At 73.6% G+C, this 23,221-nt stretch carries 17 protein-coding genes; 6 read left to right on the top strand and 11 right to left on the bottom strand.

Annotation, left to right across the window (positions count from 1 at the left end):
• Positions 1–11 precede the first annotated feature (11 nt).
• The 5 genes from sucC to ACFYUS_RS00905 all read right to left on the bottom strand — a co-directional run bounded on the left by sucC (position 12) and on the right by ACFYUS_RS00905 (position 7,063).
• The gene (gene sucC / locus ACFYUS_RS00925) at positions 12–1,190 is read right to left on the bottom strand and encodes an ADP-forming succinate--CoA ligase subunit beta (protein WP_388844204.1); all 1,179 of its coding nucleotides are present in this window, start codon (positions 1,188–1,190) and stop codon (positions 12–14) included.
• 401 nt (positions 1,191–1,591) lie between these two features.
• Positions 1,592–2,731 (bottom strand): VWA domain-containing protein, encoded by a 1,140-nt coding sequence (locus ACFYUS_RS00920; protein ID WP_388844202.1) that lies wholly within the window; start codon positions 2,729–2,731, stop codon positions 1,592–1,594.
• A complete protein-coding gene (locus ACFYUS_RS00915; protein WP_388844200.1) occupies positions 2,728–5,304 on the bottom strand; it encodes a DUF5682 family protein in 2,577 nt (858 codons plus the stop codon). The genes ACFYUS_RS00920 and ACFYUS_RS00915 overlap by 4 nt, the downstream gene beginning before the upstream one ends.
• Entirely contained in the window at positions 5,301–6,458 is a 1,158-nt protein-coding gene (locus ACFYUS_RS00910; RefSeq protein WP_388844198.1) for an AAA family ATPase, read from the bottom strand. Before ACFYUS_RS00910 ends, ACFYUS_RS00915 begins: the two co-directional genes overlap by 4 nt.
• A gap of 191 nt (positions 6,459–6,649) precedes the next feature.
• On the bottom strand, positions 6,650–7,063 hold the full coding sequence (locus ACFYUS_RS00905) for a hypothetical protein (RefSeq protein ID WP_388844196.1): 414 nt from the start codon (positions 7,061–7,063) through the stop codon (positions 6,650–6,652).
• A gap of 158 nt (positions 7,064–7,221) precedes the next feature.
• Here ACFYUS_RS00905 and ACFYUS_RS00900 point away from each other — a divergent pair, with 158 nt between their 5' ends.
• Both ACFYUS_RS00900 and ACFYUS_RS00895 read left to right on the top strand, forming a co-directional pair.
• Positions 7,222–8,568 carry an SWIM zinc finger family protein gene (locus ACFYUS_RS00900; RefSeq protein WP_388844194.1) on the top strand — a complete coding sequence of 449 codons (1,347 nt, stop codon included), beginning with the start codon at positions 7,222–7,224 and terminating at the stop codon, positions 8,566–8,568.
• A 38-nt stretch (positions 8,569–8,606) separates the two neighbouring features.
• The gene (locus tag ACFYUS_RS00895) at positions 8,607–10,358 is read left to right on the top strand and encodes a DUF5691 domain-containing protein (protein WP_388844192.1); all 1,752 of its coding nucleotides are present in this window, start codon (positions 8,607–8,609) and stop codon (positions 10,356–10,358) included.
• 113 nt (positions 10,359–10,471) lie between these two features.
• Here the strand turns inward: ACFYUS_RS00895 and ACFYUS_RS00890 are convergent, their stop codons facing one another.
• Positions 10,472–10,879, bottom strand: coding sequence for a cobalamin B12-binding domain-containing protein (locus ACFYUS_RS00890; RefSeq protein ID WP_388844190.1), 408 nt, complete (start codon positions 10,877–10,879; stop codon positions 10,472–10,474).
• 301 nt (positions 10,880–11,180) lie between these two features.
• Here ACFYUS_RS00890 and ACFYUS_RS00885 point away from each other — a divergent pair, with 301 nt between their 5' ends.
• A complete protein-coding gene (locus ACFYUS_RS00885) occupies positions 11,181–12,098 on the top strand; it encodes a lipase family alpha/beta hydrolase (protein WP_388844188.1) in 918 nt (305 codons plus the stop codon).
• Between the two features lie 222 nt (positions 12,099–12,320).
• Positions 12,321–13,907, top strand: coding sequence for a peptidoglycan DD-metalloendopeptidase family protein (locus tag ACFYUS_RS00880; RefSeq protein ID WP_388844186.1), 1,587 nt, complete (start codon positions 12,321–12,323; stop codon positions 13,905–13,907).
• A gap of 57 nt (positions 13,908–13,964) precedes the next feature.
• Here ACFYUS_RS00880 and pcrA read toward each other — a convergent pair whose 3' ends face one another.
• Both pcrA and ACFYUS_RS00870 read right to left on the bottom strand, forming a co-directional pair.
• Positions 13,965–16,412 carry a DNA helicase PcrA gene (pcrA, locus tag ACFYUS_RS00875; RefSeq protein WP_388844184.1) on the bottom strand — a complete coding sequence of 816 codons (2,448 nt, stop codon included), beginning with the start codon at positions 16,410–16,412 and terminating at the stop codon, positions 13,965–13,967.
• 114 nt (positions 16,413–16,526) lie between these two features.
• On the bottom strand, positions 16,527–16,880 hold the full coding sequence (locus tag ACFYUS_RS00870) for a hypothetical protein (RefSeq protein WP_388844182.1): 354 nt from the start codon (positions 16,878–16,880) through the stop codon (positions 16,527–16,529).
• Positions 16,881–17,222: 342 nt separating this feature from the next.
• Between ACFYUS_RS00870 and ACFYUS_RS00865 the strand changes: the two genes are divergently transcribed.
• On the top strand, positions 17,223–18,338 hold the full coding sequence (locus ACFYUS_RS00865; RefSeq protein ID WP_388844180.1) for an NlpC/P60 family protein: 1,116 nt from the start codon (positions 17,223–17,225) through the stop codon (positions 18,336–18,338).
• 573 nt (positions 18,339–18,911) lie between these two features.
• Here ACFYUS_RS00865 and ACFYUS_RS00860 read toward each other — a convergent pair.
• Both ACFYUS_RS00860 and ACFYUS_RS00855 read right to left on the bottom strand, forming a co-directional pair.
• Positions 18,912–19,628 carry a response regulator transcription factor gene (locus ACFYUS_RS00860; RefSeq protein WP_366039914.1) on the bottom strand — a complete coding sequence of 239 codons (717 nt, stop codon included), beginning with the start codon at positions 19,626–19,628 and terminating at the stop codon, positions 18,912–18,914.
• Positions 19,625–20,887 carry a PspC domain-containing protein gene (locus ACFYUS_RS00855; protein ID WP_388844178.1) on the bottom strand — a complete coding sequence of 421 codons (1,263 nt, stop codon included), beginning with the start codon at positions 20,885–20,887 and terminating at the stop codon, positions 19,625–19,627. The genes ACFYUS_RS00860 and ACFYUS_RS00855 overlap by 4 nt, the downstream gene beginning before the upstream one ends.
• 156 nt (positions 20,888–21,043) lie before the next feature.
• On the opposite strand from ACFYUS_RS00855, the gene ACFYUS_RS00850 reads away from it, so the two are divergent.
• The gene (locus ACFYUS_RS00850) at positions 21,044–22,384 is read left to right on the top strand and encodes a PspC domain-containing protein (RefSeq protein ID WP_388844176.1); all 1,341 of its coding nucleotides are present in this window, start codon (positions 21,044–21,046) and stop codon (positions 22,382–22,384) included.
• Positions 22,385–22,540: 156 nt separating this feature from the next.
• Here the strand turns inward: ACFYUS_RS00850 and ACFYUS_RS00845 are convergent, their stop codons facing one another.
• Positions 22,541–23,101 (bottom strand): DoxX family protein, encoded by a 561-nt coding sequence (locus ACFYUS_RS00845; RefSeq protein WP_388845942.1) that lies wholly within the window; start codon positions 23,099–23,101, stop codon positions 22,541–22,543.
• Positions 23,102–23,221: the final 120 nt, after the last annotated feature.

The raw sequence follows: 23,221 nt of genomic DNA, 5'->3' as shown, positions 1-23,221 counted from the left end.
TCCCCTGTCCCTTACTTCGCAGCCGCGAGCTCGGCGGCCTTGTCGGCCGCGCCGTCCATGGTGTCCACGCGCTGCACGAGCGGGTGGTTGGCGTCCGACAGGATCTTGCGACCCAGCTCCGCGTTGTTGCCGTCGAGGCGCACGACCAGCGGCTTGGTGACCTCTTCGCCCTTGGAGGCGAGGAGCTCCAGGGCCTGGACGATGCCGTTGGCGACCTCGTCACAGGCGGTGATGCCACCGAAGACGTTGACGAAGACGGACTTGACGTCCGTGTCGCCCAGGATGATCTCCAGGCCGTTCGCCATGACCTCGGCGGAGGCGCCGCCACCGATGTCGAGGAAGTTGGCCGGCTTCACGCCGCCGTGGTTCTCACCGGCGTACGCGACGACGTCCAGGGTCGACATGACCAGACCGGCGCCGTTGCCGATGATGCCGACCTCGCCGTCGAGCTTGACGTAGTTGAGGCCCTTGGCCTTGGCGGCAGCCTCGAGCGGGTTGGCTGCGGCCTTGTCCTCGAGAGCCTCGTGCTCGGGCTGACGGAAGTCGGCGTTCTCGTCGAGGGACACCTTGCCGTCGAGGGCGAGGATGTCACCGGAGGCGACCTTGGCGAGCGGGTTGACCTCGACGAGGAGCGCGTCCTCGGCGACGAAGGTCTTCCACAGGGTCACGAGGACCTCGGCGACCTTCTCGGCCACCTCGGCCGGGAACTGGCCCGCGGCGACGATCTCGCGGGCCTTCTCGATGTCGACGCCCTTGTTGGCGTCGACCGGCACCTTCGCGACCTTCTCGGGGGTCGACGCGGCGACCTCCTCGATGTCCATGCCACCGGCCACGGAGGCGATCGCGAGGAAGGTGCGGTTGGTGCGGTCGAGGAGGTACGAGACGTAGTACTCCTCGACGATCTCCGGAGCGGTCTCCGCGATCATCACCTTGTGGACCGTGTGGCCCTTGATGTCCATCCCGAGGATGTCCGTCGCGCGGGCGACGGCCTCGTCCGGGGTGGCGGCCAGCTTGACGCCGCCGGCCTTGCCGCGGCCGCCGACCTTCACCTGCGCCTTGACGACCGACTTGCCGCCAAGACGCTCGGTGGCCTCGCGCGCCGCCTCAGGCGTGTCGATGACTTCACCGGCCAGCACCGGTACACCGTGCTTGGCGAAGAGGTCCCTCGCCTGGTACTCGAACAGGTCCACGCGCGTCCGTCCCTTTTCTGATGATCGCGGTTCGTTGTCTGCGTGGGCGTGCCGCGAAGGGCAACGTGACTGCGCTGTCACAAGGGAGGCGTGCACGGAGTCCGTGGACGCGGCATGTCCGTCTCGCAGGTTATCCCCGTGGGCCGTGGGTCCCTAAATCGCAGATCCCGACAGAGCGGTGATACGGGTCACAGATCGTAGGGATCAGGGGGCGGTCCGTAGGGGTCGGGGGGTGGGGGCGTGCGGCCTTCACGCCAGGCGGGGCCTGGGCTCCCGCCCCCTCACGGCGCGCCCGGAGCACGAATGAGGGCCTCTCGGGCGCTGATGTGATATGGGACTCAGTCGGGTCCCCGGCACCCGTGCGGGTGGTTCCGGGACGACGGATTCCGCACCGGCCCGCCTCACCCCTCCGGTATCGGCAGGGGGCGCTTCTCCAGGGCGGCCGCCATGATCTCCGGGAACAGGTCGGGGGTGCAGGCGAAGGCCGGGACGCCGAGCGCGGCGAGCGCGGCGGCGTGCTCCCGGTCGTAGGCGGGCGCGCCCTCGTCGGAGAGCGCGAGCAGGCTCACGAACTGCACCCCGGACGCCTTCATCGCGGCGACCCGCTTCAGCATCTCGTCGCGGATGCCTCCCTCGTACAGGTCGCTGATGAGCACGACGACGGTGTCGGCGGGCCGGGTGATCCTCGACTGGCAGTAGGCGAGGGCGCGGTTGATGTCGGTGCCGCCGCCGAGCCGGGTGCCGAAGAGGACGTCGACCGGGTCGTCGAGCTGCTCGGTCAGGTCGACGACGGCGGTGTCGAAGACGACGAGGCGGGTGGCGAGCGACCGGAGGGAGGCGAGGACCGCGCCGAAGACGGCGGCGTGGACGACGGAGGCCGCCATCGATCCCGACTGGTCGACGCAGAGCACCACCTCCTTCCTGACCGCCCGGGAGGCCCGTCCGTGGCCGACGAGCCGCTCGGGGACGACCGTGCCGTGCTCGGGCAGGTAGTTCCTGAGGTTGGCGCGGATCGTGCGGTCCCAGTCGATGTCGCGGTGCCGGGGACGGCTGATCCGTGCGGAACGGTCGAGCGCGCCGCCGAGGGTCGCGCGGGTACGGCTCGCGAGCCGCCCCTCCAACTCGTCGACGACCTTGCGCACCACCACGCGCGCCGTCTCCCTGGTCGTCTCGGGCATGGCCTTCCCGAGCGAGAGCAGCGTCCCGACGAGGTGCACATCGGCCTCGACGGCCTCCAGCATCTCCGGCTCCGCGAGCAGGGTCGCGAGCCCGAGCCGGTCGATCGCGTCGCGCTGCATGACCCGCACGACGGAGCTCGGGAAGTACGTGCGGATGTCCCCGAGCCACCGCGCGACGGACGGCGCGGAAGCCCCGAGCCCGGCGCCGCCCCCCTGCCCCTTGCCGTCGTAGAGCGCGCCGAGCGCGCCGTCCATCGCGGCGTCGCTTCCGGTGAGCCGCCGCCCGGTGCCTTCGCCGTCCCCGCCCCCCAGCACCAGCCTCCACCGCCGCAGCCGCTCGTCGTCACCGGCAGTCGTACTCATACGGAAGCCTCCGTCCCGAGGATGAGCTGAAGCAGGGGCAGCACGGCGTCCGCCCGCCCGAGGTCGGGCTCGGCCGAGAATCCGGGCGCAACGGGCGCCGAGGCCCCCGACCCGCGGGAGCGCGGCCCCCGGGCCACCAGCTCCCCGAGCGTCCGCCGCACCCCCGCCTCGTACCCGGCGAAGGTCCGCCGCAGCAGCGGCAGCACATCGACGAACGCCCCGTCCGGCACCCCCGTCAACCAGTCGTCCACCAACCCGAGCAGCCGCTCGTCATGCACGAGAAGCAACCCGCCCCCAGAAGCCCCGCCGACGAACCCGTCGATCCACGCGGCACCGTCCCCCGGCGGCGTCCCCGGCGAAAGAGCCCGCCCCATGAACACCGCGGCCTCCCCCTCCCCCATCCACCCCTCGTCCAGCAGCAACCGGACCGCCCTCCCCCGAAGGACCCCGGGCACCCGATCCCGCTCCGCGAGCCGCCGCAGCACCCCGGCCCAGCGGGTCGCGAGGGCGGGGAGGGAGGTGTCGGCCGCGTCCCCCGGCTCGGCTCCTGCGGCGGCGTCGCGATGCCCGGGGTCCTCGTTCGTCCCGGGGCGGTCCTGGAGGAGGCCGATCGACGTGTGGACGGCGTCGAGTCGGTCTCGCATCAGGGCGGCGGCGTCGGTGTCGAGTCCGGCGCAGGCGGGCGGCAGGCCGACGCAGATCCGCTCGGCGAGCCCGGCGGCGACCTCGCCGAGGGCCGCCGTGCCGGTGCCGCGGACGTCGCCGTAGCGCAGGGAGCGGGCCAGGGCCGGGAGGGCCTGGGCGAGGTGCGCGACGTCGGTGTCGAGGGCGGCCCGGTCGGCGAGCGCCCGCATGACGACGGGCAGCGCGTCGGTGAGCCCGGCGAGGAGGCACTGCTCGGCGAGGGCCGTGATGTCGGCGAGGGCGGTCGCGGCGAGGGCCAGGGACTCGGCCCTGGCGGTGGCGGCGGCCTCGACGGTGGTGCCCCAGACGCCGGCCTCGGCGACCCGGACGTGCAGCTCGGGCTCCCAGCGCAGCCGCCAGGCCTCGCGGAACGTCCCGGTGCCGACGCGCCCGGCGACCGGTTCGCCCCAGCGGACGCCGAGGAGGCGCAGACGGTGCAGCAGGCGGCTGCGCTCGCCGTCGGTGTCCTTGCGGAGGTCGAGGTCGAGGTCACGCTCCTGGGCCTCGGGCTTGAGGCGCAGGGTGCGCTGGCGGCGGGTCAGATCGCGCTGGAGGGGTACGGCGGGGGCGGTGGCCGGGACCTCGCCGAGGACGTCGCCGACGACGAGGCGGTCGCGGACGAGGTCGAGCGGCACGTCGGAGCCCTCGCAGAGGACGGCGCGGACGGCGTCGGTCGTCTCGTCGAGGCCGGGCAGCGGGCGGCCGCGCAGGGCGGCGAGGGTCTCGGCGAGCCGGACGGCCTCGATGACGTGGGCGGAGGAGACGGGGTGGTCCTCGGCCCTGAGGAGGCCGGCGACCTTGGTCATCCAGCGCTCGACGGGCCGGTCGGGGGCGGCGAAGAGATGTCCGTACCAGCCGGGCGCGTCGATCCCGGCGCCGTAGCCGGAACGGCGCGCGAGCCTGCGGTGGGTCCAGGGGACCCAGGTCAGCTCGGCCTTCACCTTGGGCAGGCCCTTGAGGAGGGCCCGGTCGGCGGTGACGGTGGTGCGGCGGGCGAGCGCGGGCACGTGCCAGGCCCCGCAGACGACGGCGACGGAGTCCCCGAACTCCTTGCGGGCGGCGCGCAGCTGGAGCCGCATGTACGCCTCGCGGACCAGGTCGCGGGGGTGGCCGCCGTGCCCGTACGTCTCGCGCAGGGCGGCCATGGCCTCGGCGAGGGCCTCGAAGGGGGCGGTGGGGTCCCCGTGCCCGGGCAGCTCGACGACGTCCTCCCACCAGCGCTCGGCGTCCTCGTACCCGGCGGCCCCGGCCAGTTCGGCGACGGGGTCGATCCGCGGACCGCTCCCGGCGACTTCGTCGTCCTCGTCCCGCCAGGTGGGGTCTGCGGCCGCGAGGGTGTGAGCGGCGGGCAGGTCGATGAACCGGACGACCGCGCCCCGGCCGAGGGCCCAGCGGATCGCGACCCACTCGGGCGAGAACTCGGCCATCGGCCAGAACGCCGCCCTCCCCGGGTCGTCCACGGCATGGGCCAGCAGCGCGACCGGCGGCCGCATACCGGGGTCCCCCGCGAGCGCCACCAGGGCGTCGGCCTCGGCAGGCCCCTCGACGAGCACGACAGCGGGCCGCCCCGCCTCCAACGCGGCCCACACCCCCCGCGCCGACCCGGGCCCGTGATGCCGCACACCGAGCAACAACGGCCCCCGACCAGGCACACCGGGCCCAGCCACAGGCCCGGCTTCCGGCCCGCGGCCGGGTACAGCGGCCCCGGACACATGGCCGACTCCCAGCGCCCGGCCAGGCACACCGACCCCGGCCACAGACCCATCCTCCGGCCCGCGGCCGGGCGCAGCGGCCCTGGACGCAAGCCCGACCTCCGCCCCGCGGCCGGGCACGACGGCCCCAGACACAGGCCCGACCTCCGCCCCGCAGGCCGCGCCCAGGGACGTCATGCGCTCACCTCGCGGCAGGCGCGGTAGAAGTCCTTCCAGCCGTCCCTCTCCCGTACGACCGTTTCCAGGTACTCCTGCCAGACGACGCGGTCGGCCGCCGGGTCGCGGACGACCGCGCCGAGGATGCCGGCGGCGATGTCGGCGGGGCGGAGGACGCCGTCGCCGAAGTGGGCGGCGAGGGCGAGGCCGCCGGTGACGACGGAGATCGCCTCGGCGGTGGAGAGCGTCCCGGAGGGGGACTTGATCCTGGTCCGGCCGTCGGCGGTGACGCCGTCCCGCAGTTCGCGGAAGACGGTGACGACCCGGCGGATCTCGTCGGCGCCGTCGGGAAGGGCGGGCAGCCGGAGGGAGCGTCCGAGCTGCTCGACGCGGCGGGCGACGATGTCGACCTCGTCCTCGGGGGTCGCGGGCAGCGGGAGCACGACGGTGTTGAACCGGCGGCGCAGGGCGCTGGAGAGCTCGTTGACGCCCCGGTCGCGGTCGTTGGCGGTGGCGATCAGGTTGAAGCCGGGGACGGCCTGCACCTCCTCCCCCAGTTCGGGGACGGGCAGGGTCTTCTCGGACAGGATCGTGATGAGCGTGTCCTGCACGTCGGCGGGGATGCGGGTGAGTTCTTCGACGCGGGCGGTCGCGCCCCGGGACATCGCGCGCATCACGGGGCTGGGGACGAGGGCGTCCCTGCTGGGGCCGTGGGCGAGGAGCCTGGCGTAGTTCCAGCCGTACCGGATGGCTTCCTCGGGGGTGCCGGCGGTGCCCTGGACGAGGAGGGTGGAGTCGCCGCTGACGGCGGCGGCGAGGTGCTCGGAGACCCAGGTCTTGGCGGTGCCGGGGACGCCGAGCAGGAGCAGCGCACGGTCGGTGGCGAGCGTGGTGACGGCGACTTCGACGATGCGGCGCGGCCCGACGTACTTGGGCGTGATGACGGTGCCGTCGGAGAGCGTGCCGCCGAGGAGGTAGGTGGCGACGGCCCAGGGCGAGAGGCGCCAGCGGGCGGGCCGGGGCCGGTCGTCGGCGGCGGCGAGGGCCGCGAGTTCATGGGCGAAGGCGTGCTCGGCGTGCGGTCGCAGGGCCTCGACGGCGGCCTGCGGCCCGCCCGGTCCGGTGTCCGTCTGGACACCGGACCCGGGCTTCGCGATGGTTTCGGGCACGGGCATGGATCCCCCTCCAGATCGTTCGACCTGCTGTGCGATCCACCGTGCACCATGGCACTGACAATCGGATGTCACCGCTGTTCAGGGCCGGTTGGGAGGGTACGGAGGGGTGAGCGGGCGTCAGCCCATGCCCGGCGAAGGGGCGTCAACCCACGACCGATGAGGGGGCGTCAGCCGACGACCGGTGAGGGGCGTCAGCCGACAATCGGGGAGACGGCGACGCAGCCGCCCGCCATCGCCTGCTCGCCCTTGGCCTCCTTGATGACCTTGCCCTGGTAGACGACCTTGCAGGTGAGGTCGGCGGGGTCGAGGGAGACGGGCATGACGGCCGGCGGCATGATGCCCTTCAGCGTCACCGTCTTCTTCCACGGCGTGGCGGGCTTCTTCTCCGACTCGATCTTCGGCTCCATCGCGGTGCCGCCGCCGGCGTGGAAGTCGATCGACTCGACGCCCTTGCCGCTGACCTCGTACGTGACCTCGTAGGTCTCGGTCACGGACTTGTCGACCTGGTCGACGGCCTTCTCGGTGGCCTCGGTGCAGGCCCCGAGGCCGAGGGCGAGGCCGGTGACGGCGAGGGCCGAGACGGCGGTGCGGACGGTGCGCTTCATGGGGTCCCCTGGGCGGCGTGGTGCGGTTCGTAGGTCGCCGCAGAGAATCGTAAAGAAAGAGTAAAGTCAAATCGCTCATCGCCCGCCTCCGCCGCCCACCTCCTCACGGGAGTGCCGGCTCAGGGGCGTTGTCAGTGGCGGCCTCTACCGTCGAGGACATGAATGCCATGGGGGTGCGCTGGACGGCTGAACAGGTGCTGGCACTGGCTCCTGACGACGCGTCGCGCAGAGCGGGGGGCAGGCTCGGCACGGCCGGGCCGTGGTCGGAGACGGGGTGCGGCGACGGCGCGGTCTGGGGTCTGTGCAAGGGCGGCGGCAGCGCGCCGTACCGGACGGTCGTCGACACCACGGCCCCGGCGTACTCCTGCGGCTGCCCCAGCCGGAAGCTCCCCTGCAAGCACGCGCTGGGCCTGCTGCTGCTCCGCGCGGCGGACGGGATCGCCGCCGAGGACTCCCCCGCGCCCGACTGGGCCGCGCAGTGGCTCACGGCACGGCGCGGCCGGGCCGCGGAAGCCGGCCGAGGCGCCGGGGACGCCGCCCCGGGCGCGACGGCGGACCCCGAGGCGGCGCGCCGCAGGGCCGAGCGCCGGGCGGCCCGGATCACCTCGGGCGCCCAGGAGTTGGAGCAGCGGCTCGCGGACCTGCTGCGCGGCGGCCTGGCGGCGGCCGGGCAGGCGGGGTACGGGCTGTGGGAGGAGACGGCGGCCCGCATGGTCGACGCCCAGGCGCCGGGGCTCGCCGGGCGGGTCCGGGAGCTGGGGGCGATACCGGGCTCGGGTCCGGGCTGGCCCGTGCGGCTCCTGGAGGAGTGCGCGCTGACCCACCTCCTCGACCGGGCGTGGCTGGCGGCGGACCGGCTGCCCGCCCCGTTCGCGACGACGGTGCGGACCCGGGTGGGCCTCACCACCACGGCCGACGGCGTCCCGGTGCGCGACCACTGGCTGGTCCTCGCCCAGTACGACGCGGCCGACGCCCGGCTGACCACCCGTCGGATCTGGCTGCACGGCACGACGACCGGCCGCACCGCGCTCCTGCTCTCCTACGGCGCGGCGGGCAGAGCGCCCCGGCTCGCGCTGCCCGTGGGCGCGCTGTTCGACGGCGAGCTGACCCCGCACACCGGCGCCGGCCGGCTGCGGGCGGAGCCTGGCGAGCACTTCGTCCCGGTCGCGGGCCCCGTCGCCCCACCGGCGGGCGGGCCGGTCGGCGCGGCGCTCGACGCGTACGGCCGCGCACTGGGCGAGGACCCGTGGCTGGACTCCTGGCCGGTGACGCTGAGCGGGGTCGTACCGGCGCGCGGGGAGTACGGCTGGCAGCTCGCCGACGCCGACGGCCGCGAGGCGGTGCCCCTGACGTCCACCGCGCAGTCCCGGTCCGGCCTCTGGCGGCTGCTCGCCGTGTCCGGCGGCGCCCCAGTGACCGTGTTCGGGGAGTGCGGGCACCGGGGGTTCACCCCGCTCGCCGCCTGGTCGCCGGAGACCCCGGGCGAGACGGTCCCCCTCATATGACGCCCGGTCACCGCGCACCGACCCACCGGAGGAGCCCGATGGACCCGACCACCGCGCCCGCCCCGACGGCGGAGAGCACGACCGACCACGACGCGAGCCGTACGACCACGCCCCCGACCCCACCCGCCACCACAGCCACACCGGCGGCGACAGGGCTCGACGACGGCTCCGCCCGCGCCTGGGAGGAGCTCGTCAGTTCGGCGATGCTCGGGACCGACCGGCGGCCGCCCGCCGGGCTCGTGGGCTCCGTGGCGGCCCGGGACATGCCGGGCGCGCTGCTCGACGCCGCCGCGCTGCACACCGTACGGCGCAGGGCGGGGCTGCGGCCCGGGCCCGCCGCGCCCCTGCCGGAGCCCGCCCCGGAGGACCCGCGCGCCCCGCTGCCCGAGGCCGCCCGGCTCCGCCTCGACCAGCTGCTCGCCGGCCGGGCCGCGCCCTCGCCCGCCGGGCGGCGCGGGGCCGCCCCCGACCTGGCCGAGCTGCTCCCCCAGTGGCTGGCCCTCGCCAACCAGCACGGCTACAAGGCGGCGCCGGCCGCCCTGCCGGCGCTGCTCGACGCGGCCAGGGCCCGCACCGATCTGCGGCCCCAGGCGCTCCGCCTCGCCGGTCCGCGCGGGCTGTGGCTGGCCCGGCTCAACCCCGAGTGGAGGTTCGCCCTGCGGGGCACGGGCGCGGCCGGAAGGCTCCCGTCCCCGAGTGACGCGGAAGGGGTCCGCGCCCTGTGGGACGAGGGCCTGTTCGCCGAGCGGGTCGCCCTGCTCGTCTCCGTACGGACCGAGGACCCGGCCGCCGGTCTCGCGCTGCTCGCGTCGACCTGGTCCACCGAGCGGGCGGAGGACCGGCTGATGTTCCTGGACTCGCTGCGGACCGGACTCTCCGACGCCGACGAGGAGTTCCTCGAAGAGGCCCTGGGCGACCGCAGCCGTAACGTCCGGGCCACCGCCGCCGAGCTGCTCTCCGCCCTGCCGGCCTCCGCTCTCGCGGGCCGGATGGCGGGCCGGGCCGCCACCTGCGTCGGCCTGGACCGTACGGCCCCGTCGCCGACGATCGCCGTCGAGGCCCCGCACGAGTGCGACGCGGCGATGCAGCGGGACGGCCTGGTGGCGACGCCTCCGGCGGGCCGGGGCGAGCGTTCCTGGTGGTTGGGGCAGCTCGTCGAGGCGGCGCCGCTGCCCTTCTGGCCGACGAGGTTCGGGGGCCGCACACCGGAGGAGATCGTGGCACTGCCGGTGGCCGACGACTGGCAGGCCGAACTGCACGCGGCCTGGTGCCGGGCCGCCGTGCGCCAGCGGGACCCGGACTGGTCGCGCGCGCTGCTCGGTTCGCCTGCGGTCCCGCCCGCGACGGGCCCGGGCACCTCGTCCCTGGCCGAGCGCGCCCAGCTCCTCTCGACGCTGCCCGTGGAGGAACGGGCCCGCTGGGTGGCCTCGTTCGTCGCGGCCCACGGGCTTTCGGAGGCGTTCCAGCTGCTCGGCGTCTGCGCCGTGCCGTGGGCGGAGCCGCTGGGCGCGGCGGTGATCGACGCCCTCGACATCGCGCGGGAGGCGGGCAGTTACCCGTGGAGCTTCAGCGGGGTGATGGGCCTGGCGGAGCGCTGCCTCGCCCCCGAGGCGGCCCGGCAGCTGGAGTCCCTGACGGCCCGTCCCGACGAGGCGGAGGACAGCTCGCCCGGCGCGGGCGACTACTGGGCGGAGGCCTTCCAGCGCCTGGTCTCCACGCTCCGGCTCCGCGCGGCGATGCGCGCGGAACTCATACCGCCGCCGCCTGGCTCCGCATCCCCCACCCCGTGAGACGCCGAAGGGCCGAGGGCCCGGACGGCCGGACACCCCGGCGCCCTGACGCGGAAGGGCCCTCCCGTACGGGAAGGCCCTGACAGCGAGGCGCGTACCGCGCCGGGGACGGACTAGGCCGCGACGCGGATGTTCGCGTTCACCCAGTCGACGATGGACGTGGTCGTCGCGCCCGGCGTGAAGATCTCCGCGACGCCCTTCTCCTTCAGCGGGGCGATGTCCGCCTCGGGGATGATGCCGCCGCCGAAGACCTTGATGTCCTCCGCGTCGCGGTCCTTGAGGAGCTCCAGGACCTTCACGAACAGCGTGTTGTGCGCCCCGGAGAGGATCGAGAGACCGATGGCGTCGGCGTCCTCCTGGATCGCGGTGTCGACGATCTGCTCGGGCGTCTGGTGGAGCCCGGTGTAGATGACCTCCATGCCGGCGTCGCGGAGCGCTCGCGCGATCACCTTGGCCCCGCGATCGTGACCGTCGAGACCCGGCTTGGCGACGACCACGCGGATCGGACCGCTCACACCCATCACTGCCTCCACATGCGACCCCCGCGCCTCATTGCCGGGGAGGTGAACGAACGTTATCTCCAGCATCCCGCACCCGGCCGTTTCGCGGTGGCGACCGAGGGGGAAATCACACGTGGGACATGTTCGCTCTGCGCCGTCCCCGCTTTCGGGCCCTCCTCCTGGGCCCACCAGCCGCAAGCGGGGCCGGTCGCGAAGGGAGCCGCGACGAGGTCGCCGCGCCCCCGTGCCGCCGTCCGTGCGGCGCGGGGGCGCGGCGGACCGGCGTACCGTTCGGCCCCGCGTGCCGTTCGGGAGGCCGGCCATGGAGCTCGCCAAGGTCACCGCCCTGATGAAGGCCACCGCGCTGGAAGTCGCGATCCTCACCGGCCATCTCGTCCTCTACCCGTCCGGGATCGTCTCCGAACGGCTCTCCACCCCCGCGAAACCCACCGCGAAGCCCACCGGGGATCCCGACACGACGCCCGACCCGGCGCCCGCCGCGCATCCCGCCACGTCATCCGCATCCACCGCGACGTCGGCCGAGCGCCCCGCCGACATCCCTGCCGAAGCCCCCACGCCCATCGCCGCAGGCACCCGCCCGGTCGTCCTCCTGCACGGCTTCGTCGACAACCGTTCGGTCTTCGTCCTGCTGCGCCGTTCCCTCGTCCGGCACGGACGTGACTGCGTCGAGTCGCTCAACTACTCCCCGCTCACCTGCGACCTGCGGGCCGCCGCCGAAATGCTCGGCCGCCGGGTGGACGAGATCCGCGACCGCACCGGACACGCCGAGGTCGACGTCGTCGGGCACAGCCTGGGCGGCCTCATCGCCCGCTACTACGTGCAGCGACTGGGCGGCGACACCCGGGTGCGCACCCTCGTGACGCTGGGCACCCCGCACGCGGGCACCACGGTGGCCCCGCTCGCCGACGCGCATCCGCTGGTGCGGCAGATGCGGCCCGGTTCGGAGGTCCTGCGGGAGCTCTCCGGGCCCGCGCCCGGCTGCCGGACCCGGTTCGTGAGCTTCTGGAGCGATCTGGACCAGGTGATGGTGCCGGTGGAGACCGCCCGTCTCGACCACCCCGACCTGCTCGTGCACAACGTGCGGGTGAGCGGCATCGGCCATCTCGCGCTGCCCGTGCATCCGACGGTGGCCGCCGGGGTCCGGGAGGCCCTCGACGCCGGCGGTCCGGTCGTCTCCGGAAGGCGGGACGAGGGGCCCGGCGCCAGCTCCGTCGCCTGAGCGCACGACACCGTTCTTCGAACGTTCATCGAACACAAGGCCAAAGCTCTCCACCCGACCTGGCAAAACACGGTCGATTGCCCTTTTCCTACGGGCCCAAACCCCTCCGAAGATTGTCCGCCGCGCGTACCGCCGGGTACAGTCGCGCCACTGCTTACCCCCGGGACACCCCTCACGGGCCCGCCCCGGACTGGTCCTGCTGCCGAGGCGAGAGAGACGTTGGTGAACGACCAGCACCCCCACGCCGGGTACGTCGGAGACGGCGCCCACACCACCGGCAGCTTCGCCATCGACCCGCTGTTCGGCGCCTACGCCGGCGGTCAGGCCGACCACAGCGGCCAGTGGGACCTCGGCCAGTACGCCGCCACCGGCACGTACGCGACGACGGGGCAGTACGACACCACCGGGCAGTACGACGCGACCGGCCAGTGGGACACCACGGGCCAGTGGAACACCGCCGCCACCTCTTACGGGTCTTACGAGGCCACCGGCACGTACGCGACCACCGCGACGCAGTACGACACCACCGGCCAGTGGGACGCCTCCGCCTGGACCGAGGCCCAGCACACCGGCCAGTACGAGACCGCCCACGCCGGCGCCTACGCCGCCCAGGGCACGTACGGCTACGAGGCCTACGACGCCACCGGACAGTGGGCCGCCCCCGCCTTCGCGACCGAGACCGGCGCCTTCGACGCGACCGCGTGGAACCACACGGCCCCGGAGCCCGAGCCGGTCGTCCCCCAGCAGTACGCCCCGCACCCCGCGCAGGCCGAGCACACCGCCGAGTTCGCCTTCGCGTACGTCCCCGGGGAACACGACGGACACGCGGCCGACGAGGTCCACGAAACGTCCGAAGAGACCTACGAAGCCTCCGACGAGGCTTACGAGGCCGAAGAGGCCTACGACCCGGCCGAGCCCGACGACCTGGCAGCGGCCGGGGCGCCGGAAGACCTCGAAGAGGACGGCGAGGACGGCCCGCACGACCGGCCGGCCGTCGAGGTCCGCACCGGGCCGCCCGCCGGCGGCCGTCCCGTGCGCCGCTCCTCCGGCGGCAACCGCGGCCGTCGCCGTACCCCCGCCAAGCGGTCCGCGCTGCTGACCGTCGCCGTCCCCTCCGCCTGCGTCATGGGCGTCGCCGGCATCGCCGCCGCCTCCGTCGGCGGACTGACCGGGAACACCGACGGCGGGCAGAAGGACAACACCACCACGCTCGCCGCGGCCGACCCGGCCTCCGTCAAGCAGGTCGCCGCCAACAACGCGTTCGACACCCAGCTCGCCGCGCTCAACGCCGACGCCCGCGACTTCGGCGACCGCGCCAGCCGCACCCAGGAGCGCATCGACCTCCGCGCCCGCCAGGCGGCCGACAAGAAGAAGCGCGAGGAGGAAGCGGCCCGCAAGGAGGCGCTGCGCCCCAAGTACGCGCTGCCGGTGGCGCTGCACCGGCTCAGCGCGCGCTTCGGCCAGTCGGGCGTCAACTGGATGTCCGTGCACACCGGGATCGATTTCCCCGTGTTCACCGGCACACCCGTGATGGCCGCGACGGACGGCACCGTCCGCACCCAGCTGAACAGCGCCTACGGCAACATGGTGATCGTGACCGCCCCGGACGGCACCGAGACCTGGTACTGCCACCTCAGCAGCGCCAAGATCCGCTCGGGTTACGTGAAGGCCGGCGACGTCATCGCGTACTCCGGCGACTCCGGCAACTCCACCGGCCCGCACCTCCACTTCGAGGTCCGGCCGAACGGCACCGCCGCGATCGACCCGCTGCCCTGGCTGCGCAGCCACGGGCTCGACCCGACGAGCTGAGCTTCCCCCTACGCAGGAAAGGGCCCCGGCATCGCGCCGGGGCCCTTCCCTTCTCCGCTACAGCTTCTCGACCGGCGCGTACCGCAGCAGCAGCCGCTTCGGCTTGTCGTCGCCGAAGTCGATGGTCGCCTGGGCGTCCGAGCCCGCGCCGGTCACCGACATGACCGTGCCGAGGCCGAACTGGTCGTGCGTGACGCGGTCGCCGACCTGGAGGGAGATCACCGGCTTCTCGCCGGCGCGCCGGGTGGCGAAGCCGGAGGGGCCGGAGCGCGCGCGGGAGGAGGAGAGCGAGGAGGTGATCCCCGAGGTCGGCCCGGCGGGCTTCGCCATCGGACCGGTCCGCTTCCACTCCAGGTACGTGGGCGGGATCTCCTCCAGGAAGCGCGAGGCCGGGTTGTACGAGGGCTGGCCCCAGGCGCTGCGCATCGACGAGCGGGTGAGGTAGAGCCGCTCACGCGCGCGCGTGATGCCGACGTACGCGAGGCGCCGCTCCTCCTCCAGCTCCTTCGTCTGCCCGAGGGCGCGCATGTGCGGGAAGACGCCGTCCTCCATGCCGGTGAGGAACACCACCGGGAATTCGAGGCCCTTGGCGGTGTGCAGGGTCATCAGGGTGATGACGCCCCGGCCCTCCTCGTCCTCGTCCGGGATCTGGTCGGAGTCGGCGACGAGCGCGACCTTCTCCAGGAACTCGGCGAGGGTCGCGGGCTCCTCGCCGCGCTCCTGCTCGAACTCGAGGGCGACGGCGGCGAGCTCCTGGAGGTTCTCGATCCGGGTCTCGTCCTGCGGGTCGGTCGAGGCCTGGAGCTCGGCCAGGTAGCCGGTCCGCTCCAGGACGGCCTCCAGGACGACGGCGGGGCCGGCGCCGGACTCGACGACGGTGCGCAGCTCGTCCATGAGCGCGTTGAACCGCTTCACCGCGTTCGCCGAGCGCGCCGCCATGCCGTACGCCTCGTCGACCCGCTTGAGGGCCTGCGGGAAGGTGATCTTCTCGCGCAGGGACAGGGCGTCGATCATCGCCTCGGCGCGCTCGCCGATGCCCCGCTTGGGGACGTTGAGGATGCGGCGCAGCGGGACGTTGTCCTCGGGATTGGCGAGGACGCGGAGGTACGCGAGGACGTCCCGGACCTCCTTGCGCTCGTAGAAGCGCACGCCGCCGACGACCTTGTAGGGCAGTCCGACGCGGATGAAGACCTCTTCGAAGACGCGGGACTGGGCGTTGGTCCGGTAGAAGACGGCGACGTCGCCGGCCTTGGCCTCGCCCGCGTCGGTGAGCCGGTCGATCTCGTCGGCGACGAACTGGGCCTCGTCGTGCTCGGTGTCGGCGACGTAACCGGTGATCTGCGCTCCCGCGCCCGCGTTCGTCCACAGGTTCTTGGGGCGGCGGGACTCGTTGCGCTCGATGACGGCGTTGGCGGCGGACAGGATCGTCTGGGTGGAGCGGTAGTTCTGCTCCAGGAGGATCGTCGTCGCGTCCGGGTAGTCCTCCTCGAACTGGAGGATGTTGCGGATGGTCGCGCCGCGGAAGGCGTAGATCGACTGGTCGGCGTCGCCGACGACGCACAGCTCGGCCGGGCCGAGGTCCTCGTAGCCGGTGCCGACGAGCTCCCGCACGAGGGTGTACTGGGCGTGGTTGGTGTCCTGGTACTCGTCGACGAGGACGTGGCGGAAGCGGCGGCGGTAGTGCTCGGCGACGTCGGGGAACGCCTGGAGCAGGTGGACCGTCGTCATGATGATGTCGTCGAAGTCCAGGGCGTTGGCCTCGCGCAGCCGCGCCTGGTACATCCGGTACGCCTCGGCGAGCGTCTTCTCGAAGCCGTCGGCGGCCCGGTCCGCGAAGCTCTCCTCGTCGATCAGCTCGTTCTTGAGGTTCGAGATCTTGGCGCTGAACGACTTCGGCGGGAACTTCTTCGGGTCGAGGTCCAGGTCACGGCAGACCAGGGACATCAGCCGCTTGGAGTCGGCGGCGTCGTAGATCGAGAAGGAGGAGGTGAAGCCGAGCCTCTTCGACTCGCGGCGCAGGATGCGGACGCACGCGCTGTGGAAGGTCATGACCCACATCGCACTGGCACGCGGTCCGACGAGCTGCTCGACGCGCTCCTTCATCTCGCCGGCGGCCTTGTTCGTGAAGGTGATCGCCAGTATCTGGCCGGGGTGGACGTGCCGCGTGCCCAGGAGGTGGGCGATGCGGTGGGTGAGCACCCGGGTCTTGCCGGAGCCCGCGCCGGCGACGATGAGCAGCGGGGTGCCGGTGTGGACGACGGCGGCGCGCTGCTGTTCGTTCAGCCCTTCCAGGAGCGCGGCGGGGTCCACGACGGGCCGGGGGTGGCCGTCGCGGTAGTGCGTCTCCCGGGCGGGCGGGGGTGCGTCGAAGTGCTCCCCGAAGAGGTCGTGCGGGACCTCCTCCGTGGCCGGGGAGCCGTACTCCTCGTCCTCGGGGTGGGGCGGGGGCTCCTCCGCGTTGTTCTGGAGGCCGGCCAGGAAGCTGTCGTCAAAGAGGCTGCTCATCGCCTCACGAGTCTAGGACGCCCCACCGACATCCGGGCCCGCCTTCGGGACGCGGACTGTGGAAGGGCTCACACCCGGGCGGCTCCGCGCCTCGTACCCGGGCGGCTCCGCGCCTCACACCCAGAGGGTCGCGATGAAGATGTTCGCCATGGTCAGGCCGCCGACGGCGCCGAAGAGGCCCTTGTCGACCTTCTCCTCGTCCCGCTTGACGTAGACGAGGCCGAGGATCACGACGAGGATCGCCAGCTTGATGCCGATCTTGAGGTTGTTCACGGTGTGGCCCTCGGCCTGGTGTATGCCGACGAGCGCGACGCCCGTGACCAGCATGGTCAGCGCGCCGTGCAGCATCGCGGGGACGAAGCGGGCCGTACCGGCGCCCATCGCCTTCATCTGGGTGAGGAAGCCCCCGAGGAGGGAGGCGATGCCGATGATGTGCAGGGCGACGAAGACATTGATGAGGACGTCCATGGGGCGGAGCCTAACCGGGGCCCTACCACCGCTCTCCGGCCGGGTCCACTCCCCCCGCCGGTTCGGTCGGCCGGTCGACGGAATGTTCCCGGCCCCTCACTCCGGGCGAACGAGTTCGGTCTCCGACACGTCAACTGACGCCAATAGCGGTCAACTCCTCGTCCGGCCGTGACCCCAGGTTTAGCGTCCTCCACCAGGTGACCGGCTCCCCACCCTCGCCGGCGATCCGGCGGCCGTCGGTCACCCCCGCCGAGAAAACCGGCGGCGGTCCGTCTCCCCTGTGCGGCCCGCCGCCGGCCCGGCGGGCACCGTCCCCCAGGGAAGAGGATGTGACCCGCCCTCGTGGCAGCGCACCGGAAGTCCAGACAGTCCCCCCTCGGCACCTCCGCGGTCCGCACCGCCGCCACCCTCGCCCTCGCCTCGGCGGCGACGGCGACGCTCTTCGAAGGCTCCGGACACGCGGACCCCCGGCCCACCACCGCCCAGGTCAAGGCGAAGGTCGACCGGCTCTACGAGGAGGCCGAGGTCGCGACGGAGCGGTACAACGGGGCGAAGGAGAAGGCCGACGAGGCCCGCGTCGCCTTCGACCGGCTGCGCGACGAGGCCGCCCGCAGGACCGAGCGGCTCAACGCCGCCCGCGACGGGATCGGGGCCATGGCCGCCGCCCAGTACCGCTCCGGAGGGCTCGACCCCGCGGTGCAGCTCGCCCTCACCTCCAACCCCGACCAGTACCTGGAACGGGCCGCACTCGCCGAGAAGGCCGGAGAACGACAGACGGCCGCCCTCACGGCCGTACGGCGCGAGCTCGCCGCGATCCGGCAGCTCCGCGGCGAGTCGGCGGGGGCGCTCACCGCACTGCGCGGACACGAGGCCGAGCTGCGGAGGCAGAAGGCGGCCGTGCTCGGCAAGCTGGCGGAGGCCAGGACACTCCTCGCCCGGCTGACCGCGGAGGAACGCGCACGGTACGAGGCGGCCGCCGCCGCCCGCGACGGCTCCGGCCCCTCGACGCGGACCGACGCGCCGAGCGACCCGGTCACGGCCGAAGGCTCCGCCCCGCTGCGGGCCGACCGCTCCTCGGGCGGCGAGCGCGAGCCGGTGACCGCCCCCGCCGGACGAGCCGCCGAGGCCATCGCCTTCGCCCGCGCCCAGCTCGGCAAGCCGTACGTCTGGGGGGCGACGGGCCCCTCCGCCTACGACTGCTCCGGCCTCACCCAGGCGGCCTGGCGCGCGGCCGGCGTCTCCCTGCCCCGCACGACATACACCCAGATCAACGCCGGCCGACGCGTCTCCCGCTCCCAGCTCGCCCCCGGCGACCTCGTCTTCTTCTACTCCGGGATCAGCCACGTCGGTCTCTACATCGGCGGCGGCCAAATGATCCACGCCCCCCGCCCCGGCGCCCCCGTACGAATCGCCCCCATCGACGAAATGCCCTTCGCCGGAGCAACCCGAGTCGACTGAACGCCGCCCCCTCCACTCGAACCTGCCCATGCCCGACGCAGACCCCGATCCCAGACCCGCTCAGGCCCGGTACAGGCCCCGATCCCAGACCTGCTCAGGCCCGGTGAGACCCGCTCGGCCCCTCAGGCCCCGATCCAGCCCCGCTCGGGCCCGCTCAGGCTCGGTAAGGCCCGCCGCTCAGGCCCGACGCAGATCCCGGGGGGGTCCAGGACCCCACCGCTCGGTCTCGATGAGACCCGCGCAGGCTCAGCGAAGCCCGCTCAGGCCCGGTGAGACCCGCTCGGGCCCCCCGGTCACCCGCTCGGGCCCCGGTCACCCGCTCCAGCCTCTCCAGCCCCTCCGGTCCCGTCAGTCCGGCCCGGGCTGGTGAGGCCGCTCGGGTCCCAGCCATCCGCTCCGGCCCCGTCAGACCTGCTCAGGTCTCCTCCCGACCCCGTCAGACCCGGCTCAGCCCCCTCGGCCCCGTCAAGCCCGCTCGGGCTCGGTGAGGGCCCGCTCGGGACCTGCTCAGGCCCGGTGAGACCTGCTCAGGCCCGGTGAGATCTGCTCAGCTCCCCTCCCCCTCGGCCCCGCTCAGACCAGGCGGCGGGCGGTGGCCCAGCGCGTCAGTTCGTGACGGTTGGAGAGCTGGAGCTTCCGCAGCACCGCCGAGACGTGCGACTCGACCGTCTTCACCGAGATGTAGAGCTGCTTGGCGATCTCCTTGTACGCGTATCCCCGGGCGATCAGCCGCAGCACCTCCCGCTCCCGCTGGGTGAGCCGGTCCAGGTCCTCGTCCACCGGCGGCGCGTCCGTCGAGGCGAAGGCGTCCAGGACGAAACCGGCGAGGCGCGGCGAGAAGACGGCGTCGCCCTCCTGGACCCGGAAGATCGAGTCGACCAGGTCGGTGCCGGTGATCGTCTTGGTCACATAGCCGCGGGCACCGCCCCGGATCACCCCGATGACGTCCTCGGCCGCGTCCGAGACCGACAGGGCCAGGAAACGGACCGGATCCTCGGGCGCGCCCATCAGGCTCGCGCAGCGCCGCAGCACCTCGACCCCGCCGCCACCCGGCAGGTGCACGTCGAGGAGGACGACCTCGGGGCGGGTCGCGGTGATGACCGTGACCGCCTGGTCGACGTCGGCGGCCTCGCCGACCACCTCGACACCGGTGACCTCGGTCCGGCCGATCTCGGCCTGGACCCCGGTGCGGAACATCCGGTGGTCGTCGACGAGCACCACCCGCACCCGGCGCTCCGTGCCCGGCGCCCCCGCATCGGTTCCGGTCGCCGCTCCGGTCTCGTCGCTCATCCGTCCGCCCTCTCCATCTCGAGCTCCACTTCGGTGCCCCCACCCTGCGGTGACCGCAGCCGGGCCGTACCGCCGTTGCGCTGCATACGGCCGATGATCGATTCTCGTACGCCCATCCGGTCCTCGGGCACCGCGTCCAGGTCGAAGCCCGGCCCCCGGTCCCGCACCGAGACGAACACCATGCGGCCCTCCACCTCGGCGTACACCTGCACGGCCCCGCCCTCGCCACCGTACTTGGCGGCGTTGACCATCGCCTCGCGCGCGGCCTGCATCTGCGCGGCCAGCTTCTCGTCGAGGGGGCAGTCGCCGACGACGACCACCTCCAGCGGAACACCGTGCTTGTCCTCCACCTCGGCCGCCGCCCGCTTCACCGCCTCAGCGAGGGTCTCGGGCTCCTCGTCCCGGCCGGTGCCCTCGGGCTTGTAGAGCCAGTTCCGCAGCTCGCGCTCCTGCGCACGGGCCAGGCGGCGCACCTCGCCGGCGTCGTCGGCGTTGCGCTGGATCAGGGTGAGGGTGTGCAGCACGGAGTCGTGGACGTGGGCCGCGACCTCGGCGCGCTCCTGCGCGCGGATGCGCATGGTCCGCTCCTCCGTGAGGTCCTGCGACATCCGGACCAGCCACGGTCCCGCGAGCAGGGCTATGCCGGTGAGGACCGCGACGGCGGCGGTGAGGGCCGTGCCGAGCTGGGCGACGGAGCCGCGGACCACCACGAAGACCGCGAGGCCGGTGCCGACCAGCCCGACTCCGACGAGGCCGCGGACGATCTGGAGCGCCCGTCTGTGCCGGCCGGAGTCGGTCCAGCTGGCCCGGCGGGCGTTGTCCACCTGTCTCCAGACCAGGACGACGCCGACGGCGATGAGGAGGAGGGGCCATATGTAGCGCCCGGTCTCGTTGTCGACGCTGATGTTCCCGACGAGGGCCGCGATGCCGATGCCGAGCGCGATCAGGGCGACGACCTGGCCGCTGTCGGGCTTGCGCAGTCTGCGCCGCCCGTCCGGGGTCTCCTCGAAGAGGGAGCGCGGGGCGGACCGGCCGCCGACACCGAGCGGGACGACGATCCAGAAGACCGCGTAGAGCACGATGCCCAGACCGTTCGAGAACGACAGCACCACGAACAGCGCGCGCACCCAGACGACCGGCAGGCCCAGGTGGCCCGCGAGGCCGCGTGCGACACCACCGAGCCACCGCCCGTCGGCGCTCCGGTAGAGCCTGCGCACGGGTGGTTCGTCGGTCTCGGTGACACGAGCGGTTGCGGACATGCACCGATCGTCACACGTCCGGCCCTCCCCGGACATCAGGGGCGGCCCTGAGATCGTCCCTGGTACGGACTCGGGGACGGTGGCCCCTCGAATATCAGGGTCGGGCCAGGGTCGGCCCCGGTGCCGCGGGGCGTCACGGGCCGTCACCATGGAGGCATGACGAGTTCGATGCCTTCGCAGCACGAGGCCCCGCCGCCGGCGGAGGCCGATACCGCCCCGCCGCTCCGGCGCTCGCGCGGAAGCAACGTCGTGGGCGGCGTCTGCGGAGGTCTCGGGCGGCACTTCGACCTCGACCCGGTGATATTCCGGGTGGTGATCGGCGTGCTGGCGGTGACGGGCGGCCTGGGCCTGCTGTTCTACGGCTTCGCGTGGCTGCTGATCCCGCTCGCGGGCGAGGAGGAGAGCGAGGGCCGCAGACTGCTGACGGGCCGGGTGTCCGGGGCCTCCCTGGCGGCCCTGCTGATGGCGCTGATCGGCTGCGGGATCTTCCTGTCGACGATGCACAGCGGGCAGCTGCTCGGATTCACGCTGACGCTGACGCTCGCGGTGGGCGGGGCGGCCGTGTGGTCGCAGCGGCGGCGGGTCGGCGGCGAGACCGAGGGCAGGTCGGACACCACGACAGGTCTCACGGTCGCCGAGGCCCCGCCCGAGACCAAGGCCCCGCCGATCTTCGAGTCCCACTCCTGGTGGAAGGACCCGATCGTCAAGGACGGCTCGACGGGCAAGCTGGCCATCGGCTACATGTGGGGACCGCACGGAATCCTCGACGAGGACGGCAAGGTCAACGGCGAGGTGCCGAAGCCGGGCAGCCAATGGGGCCCCAGGCCGGAGGCGCCCGGGCGACCGGCGCCCTCCGTCCGCCGGAGCCCGTACTCCATAGGCGGGCTGGTGTTTCTGCTCGCTCTGGTCGCGGGCGGTCTCGGCACGGGTCTGACGTGGGACACCCACCCGCTGGGCACCAGTCTGCAGATCGGTCTGGCCGCCGCGCTCGCGGTGTTCGGCGTGGGCCTCGTCGTCAGCAGTCTCCTCGGACGGACCGGATTCGGCACGGTCTTCCTGACCGTCGTCACGGCGGGCCTGCTCGCACTGGCCTCGGCGCTGCCCGACCGGATCAGTACGGAATGGATCCGCGAGACATGGCGGCCCGCTTCGGTCGCCGCCGTGCAGCCGGACTACGAGCTGGGCACCGGGGTCGGCACCCTCGACCTGTCCGGGCTTCCGCTCCCGGCCGGCACGACGGTGACCACGCGTGCCGGGGTGGGCGCCGGGCAGCTCAAGGTGATCGTCCCGAAGGGCGCGGTGGTGAAGCTGCACGCCCAGGTGGGGCTGGGCGATCTGCAGCTGCCGGGTGCGCCCGCCGGCGACATCGACATCGAGCCGGACCGTGACGTGACCCGGACGCTCACGCCGCCTGCCGGGACCGCCCCGGCGGGCACCCTGGACCTCTCGCTGGAGGTCGGACTCGGACAGGTGGAGGTCACCCGTGCTGCTTCATGAGTTCCGCCCCGGCCGGCTGCTCGTCGGCCTGACCGCCCTCTCCCTGGCCGGCCTGTACGCGGGCGACGCCGCCGGGGCCTGGACGACCCCGTGGTACACGGTGATCCCCGTGCTCTGCGGTGGTCTGGGCGCCGCCGCCCTCGCGACCTGGGTCGCCTATCGAATACGGCGCCGTTCGGCGAGGAGCCGGTCCAGCGAGAGCACCGGGGCCCCGGCCAGCAGCAGTGGGAGCCAGGACATCAGATAGGGCAGATCGTTGCCGAGGTAGTACGGCTGCGCCTGCCAGCTCACGGTCAGCCAGAGGCTCAGCGAGATCAGCACACCGCCGAGCGCCGCCGGCCGGGCGAAGAGACCGAAGAGGGTCCCGAGCCCGACGGCGAGCTCACCGAAGGCGATGGCGTAGCCGAAGCCCGTCGGATTGTTGAGGGCGAGGTCGACGAGGGCGGGGATCGCGGAGCTGTCGCGGACACCGCGCATCATCTCGCCGATGGAGCCGGTGCCCGTGTCGGCGAAGAAGGCGGAGTCGGTGAGCTTGTCGAGCCCGGCGTAGACGAAGGTGATCCCGAGGAAGATCCGCAGCGGAAGGAGGGCATAGCGGGAGGCGGTAGCCCTCCACCGGTCGAAGGTCGCCTCCCGCTCGACGGACCGCCCGGACTCACCGCTACCGCCCGAGCCGCGCAGGCCGCCGGCACCGCCCGGGCCCTCGGCGCCACCCAGGCCGCGCAGGCCCTCGGCGCCACCCGGGTCGCCGGTCCCGTCGGAGCTGAGCAGGCCGCCGGTCACGCCGGGGCCACGCAGGCCGCCGGCACCGCCCGGGCCGCCCAGGCCCTCGGCACC

The organism is Streptomyces sp. NPDC004284, from assembly GCF_042874035.1.
GTDB lineage: Bacteria > Actinomycetota > Actinomycetes > Streptomycetales > Streptomycetaceae > Streptomyces.
The sequence above is the reverse complement of the archived record's forward strand: the minus strand, read 5'-3'. Positions and strand labels throughout refer to the sequence as shown.

Bases quoted from the DNA above. Each gene is read 5' to 3' on its own strand.
- ACFYUS_RS00920 (WP_388844202.1), bottom strand. From the start codon at position 2,731: ATGAGTACGACTGCCGGTGACGACGAGCGGCTGCGGCGGTGGAGGCTG.
- ACFYUS_RS00915 (WP_388844200.1), bottom strand. From the start codon at position 5,304: ATGACGTCCCTGGGCGCGGCCTGCGGGGCGGAGGTCGGGCCTGTGTCT.
- ACFYUS_RS00910 (WP_388844198.1), bottom strand. From the start codon at position 6,458: ATGCCCGTGCCCGAAACCATCGCGAAGCCCGGGTCCGGTGTCCAGACG.
- ACFYUS_RS00905 (WP_388844196.1), bottom strand. From the start codon at position 7,063: ATGAAGCGCACCGTCCGCACCGCCGTCTCGGCCCTCGCCGTCACCGGC.
- ACFYUS_RS00900 (WP_388844194.1), top strand. From the start codon at position 7,222: ATGAATGCCATGGGGGTGCGCTGGACGGCTGAACAGGTGCTGGCACTG.
- ACFYUS_RS00895 (WP_388844192.1), top strand. From the start codon at position 8,607: ATGGACCCGACCACCGCGCCCGCCCCGACGGCGGAGAGCACGACCGAC.
- ACFYUS_RS00890 (WP_388844190.1), bottom strand. From the start codon at position 10,879: ATGGGTGTGAGCGGTCCGATCCGCGTGGTCGTCGCCAAGCCGGGTCTC.
- ACFYUS_RS00885 (WP_388844188.1), top strand. From the start codon at position 11,181: ATGGAGCTCGCCAAGGTCACCGCCCTGATGAAGGCCACCGCGCTGGAA.
- pcrA (WP_388844184.1), bottom strand. From the start codon at position 16,412: ATGAGCAGCCTCTTTGACGACAGCTTCCTGGCCGGCCTCCAGAACAAC.
- ACFYUS_RS00870 (WP_388844182.1), bottom strand. From the start codon at position 16,880: ATGGACGTCCTCATCAATGTCTTCGTCGCCCTGCACATCATCGGCATC.
- ACFYUS_RS00860 (WP_366039914.1), bottom strand. From the start codon at position 19,628: ATGAGCGACGAGACCGGAGCGGCGACCGGAACCGATGCGGGGGCGCCG.
- ACFYUS_RS00855 (WP_388844178.1), bottom strand. From the start codon at position 20,887: ATGTCCGCAACCGCTCGTGTCACCGAGACCGACGAACCACCCGTGCGC.
- ACFYUS_RS00850 (WP_388844176.1), top strand. From the start codon at position 21,044: ATGACGAGTTCGATGCCTTCGCAGCACGAGGCCCCGCCGCCGGCGGAG.